The 20,282-nt window shown below is 47.0% G+C and carries 10 protein-coding genes and 1 pseudogene; 1 reads left to right on the top strand and 10 read right to left on the bottom strand.

Features of this window, described 5'->3' with window-relative positions:
* Positions 1–128: 128 nt before the first annotated feature.
* Positions 129–1,019, top strand: a complete 891-nt coding sequence (locus tag GC098_RS07485) for a helix-turn-helix domain-containing protein (RefSeq protein ID WP_246358483.1) — start codon at positions 129–131, stop codon at positions 1,017–1,019.
* A 101-nt stretch (positions 1,020–1,120) separates the two neighbouring features.
* On the opposite strand, the gene GC098_RS07480 is transcribed toward GC098_RS07485, so the two are convergent.
* From GC098_RS07480 to GC098_RS07435, 10 genes and pseudogenes are all read right to left on the bottom strand, one after another.
* Positions 1,121–5,155, bottom strand: a complete 4,035-nt coding sequence (locus GC098_RS07480; RefSeq protein WP_171642440.1) for a discoidin domain-containing protein — start codon at positions 5,153–5,155, stop codon at positions 1,121–1,123.
* 253 nt (positions 5,156–5,408) lie between these two features.
* Entirely contained in the window at positions 5,409–8,060 is a 2,652-nt protein-coding gene (locus GC098_RS07475; RefSeq protein WP_171642438.1) for a glycoside hydrolase family 38 N-terminal domain-containing protein, read from the bottom strand.
* Between the two features lie 16 nt (positions 8,061–8,076).
* Positions 8,077–8,907, bottom strand: a complete 831-nt coding sequence (locus GC098_RS07470; RefSeq protein WP_171642436.1) for a carbohydrate ABC transporter permease — start codon at positions 8,905–8,907, stop codon at positions 8,077–8,079.
* Positions 8,908–9,627, bottom strand: a complete 720-nt coding sequence (locus tag GC098_RS07465; RefSeq protein ID WP_246358482.1) for a carbohydrate ABC transporter permease — start codon at positions 9,625–9,627, stop codon at positions 8,908–8,910. It lies immediately after the preceding gene.
* Between the two features lie 237 nt (positions 9,628–9,864).
* Positions 9,865–11,196 carry an ABC transporter substrate-binding protein gene (locus GC098_RS07460; protein ID WP_171642434.1) on the bottom strand — a complete coding sequence of 444 codons (1,332 nt, stop codon included), beginning with the start codon at positions 11,194–11,196 and terminating at the stop codon, positions 9,865–9,867.
* A 182-nt stretch (positions 11,197–11,378) separates the two neighbouring features.
* Complete coding sequence (locus tag GC098_RS07455) at positions 11,379–12,971, bottom strand: response regulator (protein WP_171642432.1); 1,593 nt, start codon at positions 12,969–12,971, stop codon at positions 11,379–11,381.
* On the bottom strand, positions 12,968–14,722 hold the full coding sequence (locus tag GC098_RS07450) for a sensor histidine kinase (RefSeq protein WP_171642430.1): 1,755 nt from the start codon (positions 14,720–14,722) through the stop codon (positions 12,968–12,970). The genes GC098_RS07455 and GC098_RS07450 overlap by 4 nt, the downstream gene beginning before the upstream one ends.
* A 448-nt stretch (positions 14,723–15,170) precedes the next feature.
* Positions 15,171–15,390: pseudogene (locus GC098_RS07445) on the bottom strand (ATP-binding cassette domain-containing protein); the annotation flags it as partial.
* A 55-nt stretch (positions 15,391–15,445) separates the two neighbouring features.
* A complete protein-coding gene (locus GC098_RS07440; RefSeq protein WP_171642428.1) occupies positions 15,446–17,893 on the bottom strand; it encodes a glycoside hydrolase family 38 N-terminal domain-containing protein in 2,448 nt (815 codons plus the stop codon).
* 74 nt (positions 17,894–17,967) lie between these two features.
* The gene (locus GC098_RS07435) at positions 17,968–20,271 is read right to left on the bottom strand and encodes a glycoside hydrolase family 3 N-terminal domain-containing protein (protein ID WP_171642426.1); all 2,304 of its coding nucleotides are present in this window, start codon (positions 20,269–20,271) and stop codon (positions 17,968–17,970) included.
* Positions 20,272–20,282 lie beyond the last annotated feature (11 nt).

Raw genomic sequence — 20,282 nt, 5'->3', positions numbered from 1 at the left:
ATCCTCCCTTTCCAATCTTTAAGAATTATCTTAAATATATAGTAATTATCTTAAATAAGCATTGTAAAACCCTACTATTTTCTTGTAAAATCTTATTATCTTTAAAAGTTCTAGAAGGAGCTGTCCCCTTGAAACAATCTTTTCTTGAAGCCATAAAAGAGCGCCCCATCGTCCCCTACATCCGAGAATCCGACTATGCAGTAAGACAACCAGGGTGGACCGTACCTAATCGGAAACTCTTGGATTATTTACTTATCTACATTCAGGAAGGAAATTGTCAATTAGAGCTAGACGGCAGCTTATACGAATTTCAGGAAGGCGACTTTTGCCTTATTCAACCGGGTGAACTGTGTTCTTTAAAGGGAATCACACGAACGATTACGCCATTTGCACACTTCGATCTTTTCTATAATCCGGCGCGTGTACAAAGCTTTCCAACAAAGCCGGGGCAGATCGATCTAAGTGAATATCAGCATCTTCTACAGCCTAGACTGAACGACTTCATGAACATTTCGATCCCTGTCAAATTTAAACTTACACATCGTTCCGTTTACAAAGAGTCTTTGTTAAAAATGGTTGGGCTTTGGCAAAATGGGGATGTGATCAGCCAAATGGAAGCCAATCATTTGCTCCAGGATTTGATCATTGGTTTATTGAAAGAATTTAGTGATTTGAAGCAAGAAGATAAATCGTTAAAACCTCAGTCTTTGAACTGGATCACTTCCTACTTTTTTAACCATTTGTCTGAATCGTTATCGCTTGATGATATGGCTAAGAGAGCACGACTCTCGCCTTCAAGGTTTTCTGCTCTATTCAAAGAAAAATTTGGTGTTTCACCCCATCAATATTTTTTGCATTTGCGCATTCAACATGCCCAAGAGCTACTCAAACAAGGGGACTACACCATGGAAGATATCACACAATTTTGCGGTTTTACCGACGCACCTCATTTTTCAAACACATTTAAGAAAATAACAGGGGAAACACCAGGGAATTTCAGAAAAAATATGTTTACATAATGCCTTCTTGACTTTCAACTCCAACAAGAGCAAAAAGGGCTGAATACTCAGCCCTTCATACGGATTTCCGATGTTGATCTTTCATTTACGTTTATTTTTTCTTATTGATTGTCGGATTGATCATGAGGTACTGTGACGGCCACAGATTCAACCGATTTGTTGCCCGCTTTATCGGTAGCTGTATATGTGATTGTATAGATGCGTGATTTTTCGGCCCGCAAACTAAATGAAGTGGCGGGTGTACCGAAATCGGCCTGAATGTCGCCATTACCGCTATCCAATTGATTGCTCGTGATGGACGTTAATACCACGGATTCAACGCCCGATGTAGCATCACTAGAATTCAGCGTGGCATTGATCGTCACCATTTTATGATTCGCTGGCCAAATCGAGTACTTATCCAACTGGATGGAAAGCGTCGGAGCTATCTTGTCAACTTTAAATTCGACCGTTTTGAGTTGTTCTACATTACCTGCCTGGTCCTTGCTGCGGTATCCGAGCTTATAAGTTCCGTCACCGAAAGCTGGAATGGAGCCGGTGTAAACGATCCATTCACTGTCATTCACTTGGTATTCCGTTGTTACGGAGCCTCCGTAAACACTGGCGTATACGGATAAGCTTACGGTCACATCCGTCGTGTACCAGCTGTTCTTGCCGTTAGGCGCAGCCGGACTTAACGTTGCGGTGGTCTTCGGGATCAGCTTGCGCAAAATGTATGTCTCTCCGGCGACGGTATCAAAGGTAACAGTGGCTTCGCTTTCCCAGTTGGGGGCGGTTCCGGTGGTGGTTTCAATCTCATGGCCGGATGAGTCAAAGACATCGACGCCCACAGCCCAGGGAGAGGCAACGGTAAGTGGTTTGCCCGCCTCACTCTTGATGGTCACGCTTTGTACCTCGTTTGAAGCTCCGTCGTATGCAGCGGACACAACGAAGGCTCCCGGCGCGCGCAGTCTGGCAAAAGTCGCGTTCTTTCCGCTCACCCAGTTCGGGAACACCTTCATAACGCCCCGGTCACTCATGAGCAGCATGCTGTTGATCGCCTCGGTCGCGCCGATCTTCTCTACGCCGTGCACACCATCACTGATGCGCAGATTGGGCTGAATCTGGGCTCTGATCGTGTTGGTCATTTTTCCTAAGACAACATCCGCGGGGTATCTAGAGTGAACCGCGTCGTTGAAGATTCTGGGGAAATTGTTGATCTGGCTCCACGCGCTGGTGCCGAACACATCGATTGTGTTTCTGGCGATCTGCTGCGCGCTGTCCGAGGAGTAGTAACCCAGCTGACCGCCGGGGACAACGATGTCCAGCGGTATGATGTTTCCGTCGGCCGGGACAGGATTGGCCAGATCTACCCACTGCCCATTCTTCCACTCCTTTTCCGCGAGGGCATAGACCTGCTTGCTTTTCCATACACTGGTCGGCTGCGGAGCGAGGTGATCGAAAAGATCCTGCCAGTGCGTCCTCAGATCCGCGTCTCTGTCCAGAGTGACGCTAGCGGCAATCAACTCAGACAAGACATTCTTGAGCGCCGCAAGTTCCACCGCGGGGTTTTTGGCCCACGAGCCCTCGTTGTAACCTGCGTACAATGTATACGTGTCGCCGGTCTTGTCGAGCCATGCGTCATAGAAGTTCGCGCATTTCTTAAGATAATCATAGACGTAGGTTTCCAGATACGTTTCGTCCTGCGTATAGTGGTAATATTGAATCAAAGGATAGCTGCTGAAAGCGGCGTTGAGCGCCTCGGAGAGATAATTATCGTCCGTGATGGTGCCCCACGGTCCAATACCCACCGGATACAAAACCGCGTCAGCGATTCCATTTTGCAGATCCGGACGGCTATTGACGTAGCCTGCGTTGATACGTCTGAGCTGATTCGGGTCCGCAGCGCGCCTTATGCCCTCAGGCACGAAGCTCAAAATCGCCTCTCCGGCTGGCAGCGACAGGTCGTAGCGGTTGCTGGAGTTGGCTCCGAAAAACGTGGCGATGAAGTTGTAGTTGAGATGGTAATCGGACGACCAGCTAGGGTTGTCGGTGGTGTGCCATACCCCATAAAGTCCCGGGGCAACTTTTCCGGATTTGGCGGTGCTGCCGAGGAGATACTGCGCCCCGTAATAGTATTTCTGTACGTCGGCGTAGTCCGGGATGTTGATATATGAGGCAGACCAGAAATTTTTCCACCAGCTTTGATGATCGGCCTGCAGGGACTCAACGTCCTGAGCGCCGTTGATCGACGACAGCAGAGCGCTCGCCTCGAAGACCGGATCGGTCGTGAGCAGTTTGTTCTTTGCGTCGTAGGTCTTTCCGCCGCCGCCGGTCGCTGTGACGATCTGCACCGTCTGACCGGCATCCAGCGTAAACGCCGTGGTGCCCGTGCCTTTCAAGCTGTTGACAGAGACCGTACTTTCAGCGCCCAGCACCTTGGTTGCGAGAGCCGCCTTCGATGTCCATGAGTTCGGGTTGAGCGGAGCGTTGTTGAACGTCGCCCTTGTGGCTACCGCGTATCCGTCAACTTTATTGGCAGTGGCCGGGAAGTTTCGATTATCCGCCTTGCCCCAGGTGTTCACCTCTAGATCCACCGGCTTGGACCCCAGAGACGTGAGCTCTGTAACCAACAGGTTTTTCGAGGAGGATAGCCATGTTTTCATCGACAGTATTACGCCATTGATATTCAGCTTGGTCTGGATCTGCGAGTTCAAGATATCCTGCTTCTCATACGTCGGAGTACTGCTGGTGCTGTAGAGTTCCAGCTCATGGATACGCAGCACAAACTCCTTGCCCACCTCTGTAGATGCTTTAGTGACCCACAGCCGCACATAGCGCGCCGTGACCGGAGCGGATAAATTTCTGTTTACAGTAGCGTCGTTGTTTCCTGTCACAGAGTCCATATTGACCCAACCACTCTGCGCTGTGACGTTGTCCCATGTAACGCCGTTCTCGTCAGGCAGGTATTGCAGCGCAAAATCCTTGGTGTTGCGCGTAACAGGCTCGCCCACCAAGCTTGCATTATACAATCTATAGCTGGCAATCGTCTTAGGCTCTCCCAAATCTATGATCGCCCAGTGCGGGGTCGCAAGATTTGTGGTAACCCATTTCTTATTGGTATCGTTGGATATGCCGTCAACCAAAAGCTCCGGACCGAAGCCGGACAGGAAATCGTCAACCTTCACCGGCCGATTCAGCGCAAGGTTCGGATTCCACGGAACGGGTGCTGTTTGCTGCGGACGCTTATAGAGTTCAAACTGTCCGATTCTGGCTCGTGGATTGGGATCGGTATTGCTCTGCTGCAGCGGATTGGTTATGTACAGCCGGAAATGCGCGGAGGTGACCGGTGCGGTCAGGTTCTCATCGTACACATCCATTGTGTTGTTACCGACCACGGACACGTCTGTCCACTCAGCACCCGGGCCGCCCGTTTCACTGACTTGCAGGCGGAACGCGCTCGTGTTGTTCATGCTGAAGCCGCTTCGTACAGCACCGTCGTTCTTGACTACCCAACGCTGCACAGTGATCGGTGCGACAAAATCAAGATCCAGCCAGTGGGTACTGCCGACCGCCGTCACCCAGCCGTAGCCGCTGGAGGACGGCTGCATGTTGCCGTTGACTGCGTTGACCGGATAGAAGGCGTCATGCTGGCTGCTTGCGGTGACAGCTTTATAAGTCGGGGCTAAATTCGGATTGTCTTCCTGCAAGGTTTGCTGCTGGATCGTGATACCGCCGATGGGCAGAGGTTTGGTCAGATTGTCTCCGCTGTTAAACACGCCTTGCAGATTTCCCGCCGATACGAAGTCCGATTTTGAGATGAGGAACGTCTTTTGCTCTTTCGCCCCTGCTGATGTTATACCCACATCGCCGTTACCAAGCAGCGCCGTGTTGGGCATTTTGTCGGAATAGGCGCCACTGTAACTGTCGCCGTTCCATTCTCCGTAGTTCTTGCCTACGATCTCACTGATGGTCCCCCAGTCATCTATACCCACTGTTTTTGCGAATTGCATTCCCGGGACTACATCGCCTGATTCAACCGCGTCGATGTCGTCAGCCGCCAACACGGATGGCAAACTCCAGGCCGTCGCATTTAAACAAAGACTAAGGATCAGCGCCACCGAATTAATGCGTTTCAGTGTCCTTGAAAGTTTCATAGTAATCCTCCTCTTGATCGGGTTTGTCTTCCGATTAAATCAATAGAGCGCAAAATACGTGTGCATCGATTTGTTGATTCGATCCTTCCATAATTTATTAATTTGAATCTAACTTCGAAGGTGCTTTGTCAAGTAATTATGGAGGTGTATGAATTATTCGCAAACGACTCTTCAGACAAAATCTGAACGTCAGGCTCCATCACCTCCCCCAAGTACTTCATGCTTATAGGTTTACTGTCATTAGACTATAAAGCTAACTCTTAAGTATCACTAGAAAATACTGCATTTGTTTTGCTTTCAGATTTACGGTAAAAGATCCCTTCTCAATGCCGGATATATCCGATTGAATTTCTTCCAACACATTTGTTCTGAATGCCGCTTCAATCATTCGGTTTGGAAAGCGCAGCGACGTATTGACTTCTTGATCAGAATGGTTGATAAGGCGTACTAGCATTCCCTTACCTTCCTCCACCGACTTTAAATCGAATACTTGAACGCAATCTTCGCTTACTTCAACAAATTGACCCGCACTTTCTTCTTTACAATCGACGACAGGAGATGCAAGTACGGAGGAAACAGCTCGAGTAGCCGAGATCATTGTATTCACTGGGTCGAAGGAACTGAAGGTAGATAGGATATACGTGAACGAAACAAAACCCGGTTGACGTGCTCGGAAGTTCGTATCCCAGTAATTATTCATCGGCCAAGCCAGCAGCAAAGGCTTTTCTTTCTTGTCTATCGTTTTCTGCTCTTTGCCGAAATTGAAGTCACCGACCTGAACGAGCGGTGCATCAGGACAGCTCATTGTCACGCAATGCAGCCCATCGTAAACCGATACACTTTTATCTACCGTGATATAATCCCTAGACACCCCAGGCAATTGCTGCGTATCCAATTCAACCAATTGACTAGCAGTATCATAATGGCAGCGCCACGCCTTCAAATTTAACGGTAATGTAAAATAAGTCCCTTCAGGTGTCGTGATGTCTTGTTTGAAGAAAGTGGCCTTCATTTCAATATCTGGCTTGTAGCTAAAAAAGGTGAATCTCTGCTCCAACTGCTCCACGCCTGGCGCGTCCCAACTAATAATCAATGTTGCACTATTCGAGTGTCTCTCTACACGGCAGTAATTAAATTGCGTATAAGTCAGTCTTTTAGCCTTCCAGTTATGGTTCCATTGGCTAATGCTGTTGTTGCCATCTTCAATATCTCTAGGGTGGATGGCGCTTCGGTTATTTGAATGATAGACCGTATCAACCGTTTCTTGAATGTATTGGAAAAGGGTCCACGGGCTGGATTGATCGAGCACCTCCCATTCTTGCTGTTTGTCAAATAAACTCTTAATTCGACCTGTCAAAGGATCGAAGCTGCAGGAATGGAATGGGGATTCAATTTTACCCTGCTCCACTGTAACCTCTCTAAACCACGGCCCTTCGCCATCCGTGCCAATAACACCCTTGTGAGCCAGTATCTCCTGTGACAACCCTACTTCCCGAAGCGCTTGAAACGGAATCTTACGCCAGCTAAAGGGAGGCAGCGCAATCGTGCCATAGCTTGCTCCCGCATGATTATTTTCGATATTCATCAGCACTTGTCTCATGCGGTCTGCGCTTAAATGTCTTCCTGGCGTTTTAAAACTGGAAGGAATCTGTAAGTCATGCGTTACAGCAACCGAGGATGGATTGACGAGCATGATACCTTCCGGTGTTTCCGATTGCAAAGGATTGTTCGCAAGCTTCTCCAAATGCGTATTCAACAGATAGCCTGTTAAGCTATTTGCCATATAGGAATAATGGGCTTTATGCATCCATTGGATATCAACATTGAGATGATCCGGTTCCGAAACCGAATTAAATGCCCCCCAAGTGTGCTCATCATATAAGAGGATTTGATTCCAAGCTTCCTGTTTCGTTTCGATAAAAGATTGATCGTCTACCCGCCCAAAAGCATCCAGCAGTTCAACCGCTTTCATGCCTTGCTTGGTTCTGCGATTCAGTTTGGTTTCTTTGGCGGAACTAGCTGAACCAAAATTCCAATAGTCCGTCCAATCTCCTGCGTGGACAGGCAGGTTTGCCGCATGCTCTCTAACTCTTGCATATAATTGTTCTGGCGTTACGAACGAGATCTGAATTCCTCTGTCTTCACCGTTCCAAGTTTTAAGTAATTCTGCCAAATCGCGGTCAGGCGGGTTGTTATCGTACAGCGGCAGATTCGTTGCGGTTAAATAAGCAAAATCAAATGGATATTCCGGGTTCGATTCAATTTTGCGCAAATATTTCGACAGACCCTGAGCCATGATGTCCGTATTCTTCGCATTGACGTCGCAGATTTGGCTGAAAAGCGAATAATGTTCGCCATTGAAGGTTAGCAATGTTCTGCGATCCGGTGCTTGCCAGTGAAACGCGTTCGGTCTATTGAAAGGAACCCCGCCAAAGTGGATGTTGACGCCCATAATGAAAAACTCTATGCCGGCATCGAGCAGCAGCTGGTTATAGGACCATGGCTGACCGTTAATATCATGATGAATGGCCGTTTTTATTTCGATATCGAATTGGCTTCGTAAATGACGGATAGGGTACAGCATTTTCGCAAGTTCCTCCGCAGAGCAGAGCGGGGTCGAATGCATGTAAGAGCCAGAAATACTCATTTGACCGTTATGCAAGAAGCGTTTAAAGCGATCGACTTGGGCTGGCTTCGCCTTTTCCAACCAGCGCAGAACAGGATAGCTTGACTCGCAGGTCCAACGGAATCGATTGACCTCCTCCCATTCTTCCGTTCGTTCGCACATATCTAAAGCTTGATCGATATAATGCCTTTGCATTTCCAACAAAATAGGCTGAGCATGTGTATATCCAACATCCATATGGCTGTGGTGCAGCACGAGCACTTCTTTGATCTTTGACATTTTTTATCATCCTTTCCTAACCTTTTAATGAACCTGAGGTTATTCCTTCTACGAATTGTCTCTGGAGTGCTAGGTATAACACAATAATTGGCAGCGAAGCTATGAACATCATCGAGAACATTTGCCCCCAATTCACCGAAAACTGTCCGATGACTCGATAAATGCCTGCCGTTATCGTAGTTCCCTTGATGGGTCCGATAATAATAAGCGGATTTAGAAAATCGTTCCAAACCCATAAGCTGATGAAAATGATCACGCTCGAGGTACACGGACCGAGCAAGGGAAAGATAATTGTCCAAAAGGTTCGCAGTGGACTTGATCCATCAATGGCTGCCGCTTCGTCCAACTCACGCGGTATGGTCCGAATAAATCCTGAATACATAAAAATGCCAAATGGAACATAGTACCCCATGTAAAAGAGAATGAGGCCAGTCTTCGTGCTCATTAAATGAACAGCAATCAATACTTTTACGATCGGAATAAGAATAATGGACGTTGGCACCATGAGGCCAAACAGGAAAAAGATAAGCAGTAATCTTGTCTTCTTGCTATCGTTTCTAACTAGATAATAAGCCACCATAGACGAAGAAACGATTACGACGACTATAGAAATGACTGTAATCACAACACTATTCCACATACTGGTCAATATCAGATGATCCGGCCTTAATAGAACGCCTTTTAGATTTTCCAAGGTGAAATGAGTTGGAAAACTCAAAGGATTTGCCATAACCAGCTTGTTATCTTTGAAAATATTAACAAGCACTAAGTACAAGGGCAGGAAGAATATGAATGTGATACAAATCGTAAACAAAGCATGTGCTCTTGCAAACCATCCGGATAGCATTTAGTATTCAACCTCCCGGCGTTTCAAAATGCTGACCACAAAAACAGAAATACTACCAATTAACAAAAACAAAACAACAGCCATACTTGAAGCGTAACCCATTTGATTCTCTACGAAGCCCATATTGATAATTTTTAAAGAGATCGTTTCAGTGGTCGTGCCCGGCCCGCCGTTAGTCAATACAACAACTTGGTCGAACACTTTAAAGCTGGAAATTAAAAGCATAACAGTGTTTATCGTAATGCCCGGAGCAAGCAGCGGAAACGTGATATGCTTGAACTTCTTCCAGCGATTACACCCATCTATGATAGAGGCTTCGTACAGGTCGCTCGGAATGCTTTGCAGCATAGCGAGGAAGATGACTGTACAAAAACCCATCGATTGCCAAACAATGACGGCGATAATGGAATATACAACAATGTTCGTATTTGCAAGCCAACTCGTTCCACTAAGACCAATGTAGCCCAGAAGTTTGTTCAACACGCCATCGTTGGTAAGAATAATGGACCATATAAAACCGACAATAACGGGACTCAATACTTGCGGGGTGAAAAAAACGGTTCTGGCTGTGTTATAAATCCATCCTTTAAAGTTCACTAGAAGAGCTGAGAGCAATCCCAGCACATTCGACGCCAAAGTCACAATCAAAGCGATCATGCAAGTAACGATGATGGCATGTCCGAATAAGCTATCTTTCATTAGATCCGTATAGTTAGCCATTCCCACCCATTTAAAATCTGTATACAGCGGGTTGAAATTTGTGAAACTATAATAAATACAAAGGATAATCGGGAGTATGACAAAAACTAAATAAATAATCAGTCCATGAGATACAAAGAGAAAGAAGTTGGAAATCCGATTGTTCAATGCCTCCACACCCTTCAGATTTTAAGAACAGGGAGAAGATATATGCTTCCCTTCCCCCTGTTCCAACATCTATTTATTTATTTTTATCTCTTACTTCGCGCGCGCAGCAATTTCATCCCATTTTTTATCCAGTGTCGCCAATTCTGCATCTACGGACTTGCCAAGAATAATATTTTGAGCGGCTTTGTTAATTTCATCCGTCATGCCGGCAATCATGGCTGCGTCGCCGTTTTCCCATCCGAATGCATTAACTTTCTTGCCTTGATTACTGATATCAATGACTTTTTGGAACAATGGTGAATATTTAAAATCCACTTTCTGGCCTTCCAACGGAATTAATGCGTCAGATTTAACAACTTCAGCGACAGTCACTGGATCAGTCACAAATTCTGTTGCAAACATCTGCGCCTCTGTAGGGAATTTAGTCGAAGCGCTAACACTAGCAGGACCGCCAACAGCATATGCGTTGATGATGGATCCATCTTCGGTAGGTACCGGAAATACCCCAACTTCGATATCTTTCTGCCCATCAGCAGCAGCTACGAACCAAGATCCCATCGGATACATCGCGCCTTTGCCTTTGAGGAATGCTTCTTGCAATTTAGAATAGTCGATACTTAATCCGTCTTCGTTGAAGGATTTCGAATCATACAGGCTCTTCCATTTCAGCACAGCGTTTTTAAATAACGGATCAGAGAACTTCACTTCGCCTTTTTTGCGTTTGTTGACCCAGTCAGGTACTTTGCCATAGACATCTGCACTGATAATGCCATCCAGCAGGAACGTTGTTGACCAAGCATCTTTAGCGCCACCATACAGCAAAGGCGTTACGCCGGAATTTTTAAGCTTTGCAGTGACATCCACGAATTCCGACCAAGTTTTCGGTTCAGTCGCACCTGCGGCTGCAAACATTTTTTTGTTATAGTAAATGTAAGGGATCGTTTGCGCGCCCCATGCAAGCTGATAAACCTTTCCGTCAATTGCTTGCTTCTCTGCGCCTGGCACTTTTTTAACATACTGATCCTCGAATGGCATGATCGATTTGGAGGCGAGGAAATCTTGAACGGTAACAGACATTAACACATCCGGAAACTGACCTGTCGCAAGCAATTGTTTGGCGTATTTTGTACGATCAGTATCGGGTGATACGATTTTGTTCACCTTAATGTTAGGATGTTTGTCGGTAAATCTCTTAATCGCGGCATCCCAATACTGTGCTGTCAAGTTAGGCGTCTCGAACACAAGTACACTTAGTTCAGCTGGCTTTTCTTTCGCTGCTGGCGTTTCTGCGGCTGATTTCGTAGGCGCTGCGGATGCAGTTACGGATGCATTCGACGAATTATTTGACGAAGTGGATGACCCGCATCCAGTAAGGGCAGTCGTAATGATCATCGCCAAGCTTAAGTTCAAGATTTTTTTCATTTTGTTACCCCCTTGAGTGATTTTCTTTACATTATTAATTATAAAATCATCCCTGACCTACAAAAAGTGCAGAAATTAAAGTTTGACTCTATATATTAATGCACTTTTAATTTCTGCACAGTTTTATTAAAAAAATGCCCCAGGATATGACGCTCATCCAGAAGCATTTTATCATACAGGGTTTATATTCCTTTTTTAAATTCCATGGGGGATTTGCCGGTAATTCTTTTGAACTGACTGTAAAAGTAATTCGTCTCGGTATAGCCAACTTTTTCGGCGATATCCTTGGCGTTTTCATCGGAAATCAATAAAAGATTTTTCGCCTTGTTAATTCGCACATGATGCAAATACTCGTTGAATTGCTGCCCCAATTCGATCTTCAGACGCTTTCCTAGATAAGGCGCCGAGATATGAAACTGCTGCGATAATTGCTGCAAGGTCAATCCCTCCATATAGTGAGCATCGATGAATTTAATCACTTTTTCCACGATATTTGTATTTCTGTTCATCTTAAGCTTCTGCAAAGTTTGAAGCAACGTACTGGCTATTTGCCAAAAATGCTCGTACAGCTTTTCCTTGCTGTCGGCATAGAATAGCTCATCTACGGATCTCTGAAAATCGCTTGCATGCTCAAGAATCTCAAATTCCATTTCGCGAAGTTTACTCAAACATCTTAATGCAAAGTCGATTAGAGCAGTTCGGATTATGTGAACATCCGGCACCAAGATTTCACGAAAACGCTCTCCGAAGCGTTCCAACTCGATGAGAGTTTCCTCATACGCTTGCTTTTCCAATAATTGATTCAATTGACTGATACCCAGCTCCTTGGAAAAAGCTTCTTTCTTCGTTTCACGATCCTTCTTCGTATAATCGATGATCGATGCAGTATCGACGAAATAGCGATAGTCATACAATTCCATTGCGCTTTGATAAGATAGATGAATATCTCTCCAGAAGGCGCAGGGCCTGCCGATGAACGCAACGACTTGAATTTTTAGCACATTCAGTATTAAACCCGCGATATCTTCCATTCGGTTACTTATTGCAGCTTGGCTGGATTGGTTAATTCCAGCAAATAAGAAAATCGTTTGACTACTTTGATTCCCAAAGATGTATACGATACCATTTTCCCCGATTGATTCTTGAGCCACATTACGAATAGCAAATTCGCATAGTTGCCTCTCGGCTAACAATGAAACATTCCTTTGTCTTGTGATGGTATCCATGACAACGACTTGAAACCCGCCCTCTTGAAGGTCGATGTTCAACATTTCGCACTTCTCGATGACGTCTCGTATGGAGTAGTTGTTCATCACGATCTGATTCAAAATATTATTTTTCATAAGCAGAGTTCCTTCGAACAACTCTTGGGATTTACGATACTCTATGAGAAGGGATTCTTGGATTTGCCCAAGAGAACTTATCAGCTCATCTTTATTTATAGGCTTTAGCAAATAGTTGTCTATGCCCATCGTCATCGCTTCGCGAAGATAATGGAACTCATCGTATCCGCTAATGATCAGAACTCTGGAGCGATAATCGGCCCTTCGGACCCTTCTTAGCAATTCCAATCCTGTGCAAATATCCATTTGTATATCCGTTATAACCAAGTCGATCTGCTTATGAGTTTGAAGAAATGCCCACGCATCCTCCCCATCCTCGAACAGTCCGACTACTTCAAAACCTAAGCTCTCCCAAGCGATCATGGAATTCAAACCTTCACGTATCATCGGCTCATCGTCGACAATGATTACTTTTCGCATAAATTGACTCATAGGTTCACCTCGATTTTCGGAATATAAAGTGTAATTTCGGTACCTTCGCTGATCCGACTATCGATTTCCAATCCGAATTGCTCCCCGAAGATTAATCGCAGTCTTGCATGCACATTCATGATTCCAATGGATGGCGCATCTTTCGAATCCAACATCGGCTTTTGGAGACTGGCTCTTAGTCGAACCAGTTCATCCGGCGCAATTCCTTTGCCATTATCCATGACGGTTACTTTAATCAATTCATGATCTTCTGACACCTTAATTTGAATTTCAATTTCTTTTCCTTTATTCATGGCATGCTTGAAAATATTCTCGATGATCGGTTGCACCGAAAACTTGACGATACGATGATTTTGAAGATGAGACGGGAAAACAATGCGAAATTGCAATTTAGGATAACGGAATTCTTGGAGCTTCAAGTAATATTCTACATAGTAAAGCTCCTCGTAAAGAGTCACGACCGTTTCTTTATTTCTAATATTCCATCTGAAAATTTCGCTTAACCGATAGATCGTGTCGGACAGACTTAAGTTGTTTTCTTTGATGGCCTGCATACGAACGATTTCTAACATATTGGATAAAAAGTGCGGATTGACCTGTGAGTGAAGCAACTGCAGCTCCGCCTCTTTCGACTTGATCTCGAGGACATATTCTTTTTGGATGAATTCAGTTAACTTTTGAATCAATTGGTTGTATGTATCTTCCAAAACTGTGAATTCATCGTTTTTTTGCACCTTGATTGGCTGGATGAATTCCCCGGGTTTGTATTTCCGCATATTTCGGGTTAAGGTGATGACCCGCGAAGATAAAATTCTTGAGATGTAGTATGCCACAAATATATTTAAGACAATGATGGCCCCGAGCGTAATCCATTCATTTTTCTTCATGGCATGTATGTTATCGATCAGCTTTTCTTTGGAAATCATCATAGTAAAAGTCATGTCATCAGTCAGGTTGCTGACTTGAGTAATGAAATAATTTGTCGATGCGAGTTGTTCCGTATCGATATTTTTCTGACGAGCCTCCATGGGAATCGAGTTGCCCCACATCCGAATCCTTCCGTTAGCATTCTTCAACTCGACCATGGAATCTGATCTGAGATGATTGCCCTCTTGTTGCAGAGATATGGTATTCAGACTCACAATCAGGTTACCGACTGGTTTACTACTAACAAGATCAACTGGATCGTTCACTTTTAATATAAATACTAGCGCGTTGTTACCAAGGGTTTCATTTATTCCTGCTTCGCCTACCGGATACACTCTCACGTACTCATCATCCAAAAGAGAAGTCATTGTTTTGAAATTAGGCAACCGTCTTGGATCAAAATACCTGACGAACGCGAAATTTGCCTCATCCTTATTTCTTATAAACAATATCGAATGTATATTCATATCTGCATAAGCCATTGACTGCAACATTTGTTCAATTTCCGCTTTCAGCTTTAAATCATTAACTTGCGTGGTTCCATTATATCTTTTGATTTTCTCCAAAACAGATTCGCTTTGATTGGTTTCAAAAAACAAGGAGAATACGTTTGAGCGTATTTGCTGTAATTTATGATTATAAGCATCCTGGATATTACGTATATCTGTGCGAGCATACTCATACTCCCGTTCTTGGATAAATTGATCTACACGGATAATGTTCATTTGACCACCTAACAATATAATGATCGTTTGAATGAAAATAACGGCAATAAAAACCTTTGCGAACAATGAGGAGTTCATCTTTTTCATGAAATTTTTCAAGAGTTCCTATCTCCTTGGTGAATGATCGTGCATCATTAGATTTAATAAATTCTTCTAAAACATTTACTGCAGTATCACGAAAAACCGGAACAATATAGCTTGGAAAATCTATAACCTCTCTCTGAATTTTGCTCTCAATCCTAATTGGGTTCCAGTTTGAAAGAATGTGTTTTCCGTTACAGACATAACCAACCCCATAGTACTTCAAATAAATTCTAGTATTGAACTATATTATCCTGCCCGTTCGTTGAATGCCGTACCATTTTCATTCAAAATCAAACAATTTATTAAAAACAAACCGGAACCCCTTATTTCCAAGGAGTCCCGGTCTTATAATTCACCAATTAAACATCTTTATATAACCGTATCCCGAATCCGCACAATCCGCTTCGCCTGCTGCGCAATCAATAAATCATGCGTAATCAAAATAATTGTCCGATCTTGTTTGTCCCCGATAGATCAATGGCAACTCTACGTTCACATAAGCACTTAACCTCGGCAGCAATAAAACTCTGAAAAACAAAGCCAATCTTCTGATTACGAATCTCAGCAAGCCCAGAATCCTTAAGTACATTTATTGCTTGACCATCCAGATCATAGATACCTTTATCTACAACATCCAAACACCCGATAATGTTCATCAGCGTTGATTTGCCGGAACCTGACGGCCACAACATTCATCGTCATTCACTCCTACATCTACCTACTAAGTTGATCGTCAAATTATTTAATTCGCCACGTCGTAAAGCCGGAGCTCATTGCTTGGCAGCGACCGATCGCTTGATCCGCTGTACCGATACCTTTGCTCCATCCTAAGTAATAACGGAATTCGTAGAATCCGCCGAGTGTTGCTTTAAAATTCGTTTCCCAGTAATTGGTCATCGCCCAAGCGTACAGCTGTCGCTCGGTATCTTCCCGCTGCTGCGTATGCAGCAGTCTTTTGCCATGCTCCAAAGATCCTAACTGGATGAGCGGCGTATCCGGGGTAGCGATCATCAGCGAACGGTCGTCGCTTACAAACGCTAGCCCCTCTTGAACACAAGAATAATCGAGCAGGGTTCCTGGCAGCTGGTCGGTCCATGGACGCACGAGCGCTCCGGACTTATCTAGCCACAACGTTTCATTGTCTAAGCTTCCGTTCGTGAACGGGAGTGAAATATAGACGTTTTCCGGCTCCCACACGCTGTCTTTATGAAAGCGAACGGCGACATCGACCCGGTTGATCGTCGCATAAAGCTTTAAGAACAGCGAATAATAGCTCATCCCCGGCGTTTGAAACTGGAGCTCGACGACGCCGTACAACGGACCGCTCCCAACCGCTTTTGCCTTCAACAAACGTCCGGCCGAGCGCTTCACATTCAGCCCTTTCCGGTTGCGGCCCATCGAAGAACGGGCGGTGTAAATGCTGCTCGGGTTGATCGGATCAACCGCCGGCGTCACCTCGTACACGGGAGTGAACGCTCCATGCTTCCGGTCCTCACGGATCATCTCTTCGCCGGTTTCCTTGTTCACCCACGAGACGATCCCTTCGTCTTCGCTCCAACGGATGACCGCAAACGGTGATTCGATGGCATACTGCGAAATGACGAACATTTCAGGCTCTCCGCCGTGCGGGTGCATATCCTCGATGTCATTAACCGAGTCAACACCGACCAGCTTGAAGTTGCTCGTCGTTTTCGCTTTTGAAACTTTCGCCGGCCGGATGAAAAATTGTTTCTGCTCGCCCGGCTTTAAGTCCGCTTCGACCGTAACCGTCTGATAGCCTCGTTGAGAAGGGACGACATGCCCGCTGCTTTCTTCAACGACTTCCAGTCCGTCTTTGAACCGTTCGTTCTCAAAGCCGTCCCACTCCAAATCGACAAGCTGCTTGGAAGGATGCAGTTCCGTGTTGACGACACGATAACGGAACGGGCGTCCCGGGTGCAGCAGAGAGCCGTCCAAGGCGTTGCGCACTTTATCCAAAGCGCTGTGAGCCAGCCGGCTCGCGTTCGCTGCATAAGCCAGCTTGCGAACCTCAAGCATCTGGACGTTCCAATGCCAAGGCGAATGAACCGACGCATGGAATCCCCACGTATGCTCGGCATACATGATAAGCTGCTGCTCGATTTCGGACAGTTCCGCCGAGTCAACGATTTGCTTTTGCGGATCAAGCCGTTTGACTTTGCGCAGCGTGCGCTGTGCATCCTTGTATATTTGCGTCTGCATCGGTGTGGACCCTATCCCGTCCGACCACCAATCCGGCCAATCTCCCCGATATACCGGAATGTCGGCTTCTTGCTCTTTCAGATGCCGGAAAAATTCGCTTAACGTTGACAGCTCGATACGAACCTCGTCCCCGTTATCCGCATTCCATTTCCGAATCACTTCCGCAATCTCCCCGTTAGGCGAACCATTATCTGTAGCCAGCCCTTGTACCATGACAGGGACAAAATCATATGGATATTGCTCCTCCTCCAACTTGTTTAAATAACGTTCGATTCGAGTGGTCATGATTTCGAAGCGGTTGTCTACAATCCCCGGCGTATGAAACTCATCACGGATCAAGTAACTGTTGACCGCATCCGGGCACAACCCTAATTCGTTGCCAAACATGTAGTGATCTCCGTTCCAAACGAGCAGCTTGTCGCCGCTTGGCGTCTCCCACCAGAACGGAATTTGCTTGCGGCCAAGCGCAAACATCCCGTGATGCGTATGAATACACGAAAACAGGTGCTGGATGCCCGCTTCCGCCAAGCTTTGTGCATATCCCCAGCTATAGCCGTTAATATCGGCCGTCATTGCCGAATCAACCTGGCAACCGATCGAACGCCCGTATTCGGCCGCTTTCGAGTGAATGGATCGCAGAAGGTCGTAATCGGGCAGCTCGGTCATGTTGAGATACGTTCCCGATAGTTCAATATCGCCTCGCCGCACGGCTTCAGCAAAATCGTTTTTCTCTTCCGCGCTTGCTTCCTTCAAAAACTGCTCGACTGCCCAAAACGTCTCGCAAGTCCATTTGAAGCCGCTCCACTCGCTGCGCGTCCCTGATCGGGCATCCTTCGAAATTTGCAGCGCTTGTCGTATAAAGTCTACGTGATACTGCTCGATCCGTTCTTGTCTTTCCGTATAGCCGATGTCCGTATGGGAATGGTGAATGACGAAAATGCGCCATTTCCGGTTTGTTTTGATCATATTGTGCAGCTCTCCCTTACCTATGAATGATATGAAATCCCGTTTACCTCAATGAGCAAAAGAACAGGTTCGATTCAATTGTTTTTCATCGAACGCTCGACAATCAGTTCCGCAGTCAGCAGCGCCGTCGGATCGCCGCCAACATAGATCATGAACCGTCCCGGCTCAACAATCCGCCCAAGCGACTGGTCGACGAATTGAAGCTGATCTCTGCCAAGCGTAAAAGTGACCGTTTTCTCTTCGCCTGGGGCAAGCGCTATTTTCGCAAACCGTTTCAGTTCCATCACAGGTCTCGTTACCGAACAGATTTCATCGCGAATGTAAAGCTGCACCACTTCTTGTCCGGCAACCGAACCCGTATTCGTCACTCGCACGGTCACGGACGCCTCATCCTCTGCGGTAATCCGCTCGGGGGCGACTGTCAGGCCGGAGTACGCGAACGTCGTGTAGCTTAACCCATGACCGAAACGGTACAGCGGCTCCGTATCCGTTTCCAGGTAACGCTTGCCATTCGTTTTTTTAACGTTGTAGTAGACGGGTAACTGTCCGACGTTCTTCGGAATGGAAACCGGGAGCTTGCCGGAAGGATTGCAGTCGCCGAACAAAATATCCGCGACCGCGTGCCCTCCTTCCTGGCCGGGATACCACGCTTCCAATACAGCGTCGATGTGCTCGGCGATCCACGGCTCGCTTACCGGCCGCCCGTTCACGAATACCACGACGACCGGGACACCCGTATCAAATACAGCTTGAACGAGCTCAAGCTGTACGCCGGACAACGCCAGATCGCTGCGGTCCACACCTTCTCCTGTATCCATATCGACCGACGTGTCCTGCACGAGATTCGCACCAGTCGTCTGGTCGATCATATTGTCGCCGAACTGCCGGGCGCTTGAACCGCCAACAACGACAACGGCCGCATCCGCCCAACGGGCAAGCGCTGCCGCTTCGCCAATTTGCGAACGGTCCACGCTGCAAACCCGGCAGCCTTCGGCGTAGCGCACCTCGGCATCCGGCCCAAGCTTGCTGCGAATGCCGCCAAGCACGGTAACAATCGCGTCCGCCGGCTGCGGCGACGTGTAATCGCCGAGCTGGTTGTAGCGGTTGGCCGCGTTCGGACCGATCACCGCGATACGGCGAATAGCTTTGGAGAGTGGCAGCCGGCCGTTTCGGTTCTGCAGCAGAACGATTCCTTCCTGCGCCATCTTACGCGCTAAATAGCGATGCTCTCCGCGTTCGGAGACTGACTCCGCTCGTTTGGGATCAACATATGGATTCTCAAACAAGCCGAGTCTGAACTTGACGGACAACACGCGAGCTGCTGCCTGGTCTAAGGTTCCCATCGGCACGATCCCGTTATCGACCGCTTCGCGCAAATGCGCTTCGAACACCTCGCCGGACATCTCCATATCGACACCCGCCTGTAGAGCGAGCGCCGCTGCATTCTGTCCGTCCTCTGCAACTCGGTGGCCTCCCGCCAGCATGCCGAGCGCTCCGCAATCGGTAATGACAAAACCGTCGAAGCCCCACGTATCTCGAAGTATATCTGTTAACAGCTCCCGGTTCGAAGTACACGGAACGCCGTCAATTTCATTGTAAGCCGTCATGACAGACAAGGCCCCGGCTTCGATAGCTTTCTCGAACGGGTATAAGTCTTTTTCCCGCAGCTCGATCGGGCCGATATTCGCCGGAGCGCCGTTGCGCCCGCCCATAGAGGCGCCATATGCGGCGAAATGTTTAACTGTCGCCGCAATTCCTCTATCCGGCAGCCCGGACTGCAACCCACGGACGGCCGCCGTCCCCATCTCAGCGCATAAGACGGGATCTTCCCCAAACGTTTCCTCCGTCCGACCCCAGCGCGGATCGCGAACGATATCGAGTATCGGCGAATAAGTTGCAGCGCCTCCCCGGGAACGCGTTTCTTCAGCTACCGCCGAACACGCCTGCTCGAAGAGCTCCGGATTCCATGTGCTGGCAGCAGCGATTGGCACAGGAAAAACAGTTGCGCCGATCGACATGTGCCCATGGGCGCATTCTTCTCCGAACAAAACCGGAATGCCGAGGCGTGAATTCTCAATGGCATAGCGCTGCACCAGATTGACTGCTTCCGCGCTTTCCTTCGGCGCAAGACCAGATTCCAGTGTCACGCCAGTCCAGGGATCGGCGCGCAAAAAACCGTAAAACGAGCCAATACCGCCACGAGCCAGCTTTTCTTTATAATCATCGGCTATGGTTATCGCTCCATCCTTGTGGACATAAGCTTTCCAACCGAAAAGCTGGATCAACTGCCCGATTTTCTCATCGGTCGTCATTCGTCCAAGCAGATCGGCGACCCTCTTCCCCACCGGCAGCGCCGCATCACTATACGGATATTTCATTCCATCCCATC

Source organism: Paenibacillus phytorum, from assembly GCF_013141715.1.
Lineage (GTDB): Bacteria > Bacillota > Bacilli > Paenibacillales > NBRC-103111 > Paenibacillus_E > Paenibacillus_E phytorum.
The sequence above is the reverse complement of the archived record's forward strand: the minus strand, read 5'-3'. Positions and strand labels throughout refer to the sequence as shown.

Coding starts and splice junctions, on each gene's coding strand:
- GC098_RS07475 (WP_171642438.1), bottom strand. CDS start 8,060: ATGTCAAAGATCAAAGAAGTGCTCGTGCTGCACCACAGCCATATGGAT.
- GC098_RS07455 (WP_171642432.1), bottom strand. CDS start 12,971: ATGAGTCAATTTATGCGAAAAGTAATCATTGTCGACGATGAGCCGATG.
- GC098_RS07460 (WP_171642434.1), bottom strand. CDS start 11,196: ATGAAAAAAATCTTGAACTTAAGCTTGGCGATGATCATTACGACTGCC.
- GC098_RS07480 (WP_171642440.1), bottom strand. CDS start 5,155: ATGAAACTTTCAAGGACACTGAAACGCATTAATTCGGTGGCGCTGATC.
- GC098_RS07435 (WP_171642426.1), bottom strand. CDS start 20,271: ATGAAATATCCGTATAGTGATGCGGCGCTGCCGGTGGGGAAGAGGGTC.
- GC098_RS07470 (WP_171642436.1), bottom strand. CDS start 8,907: ATGCTATCCGGATGGTTTGCAAGAGCACATGCTTTGTTTACGATTTGT.
- GC098_RS07465 (WP_246358482.1), bottom strand. CDS start 9,627: ATGGCTAACTATACGGATCTAATGAAAGATAGCTTATTCGGACATGCC.
- GC098_RS07440 (WP_171642428.1), bottom strand. CDS start 17,893: ATGATCAAAACAAACCGGAAATGGCGCATTTTCGTCATTCACCATTCC.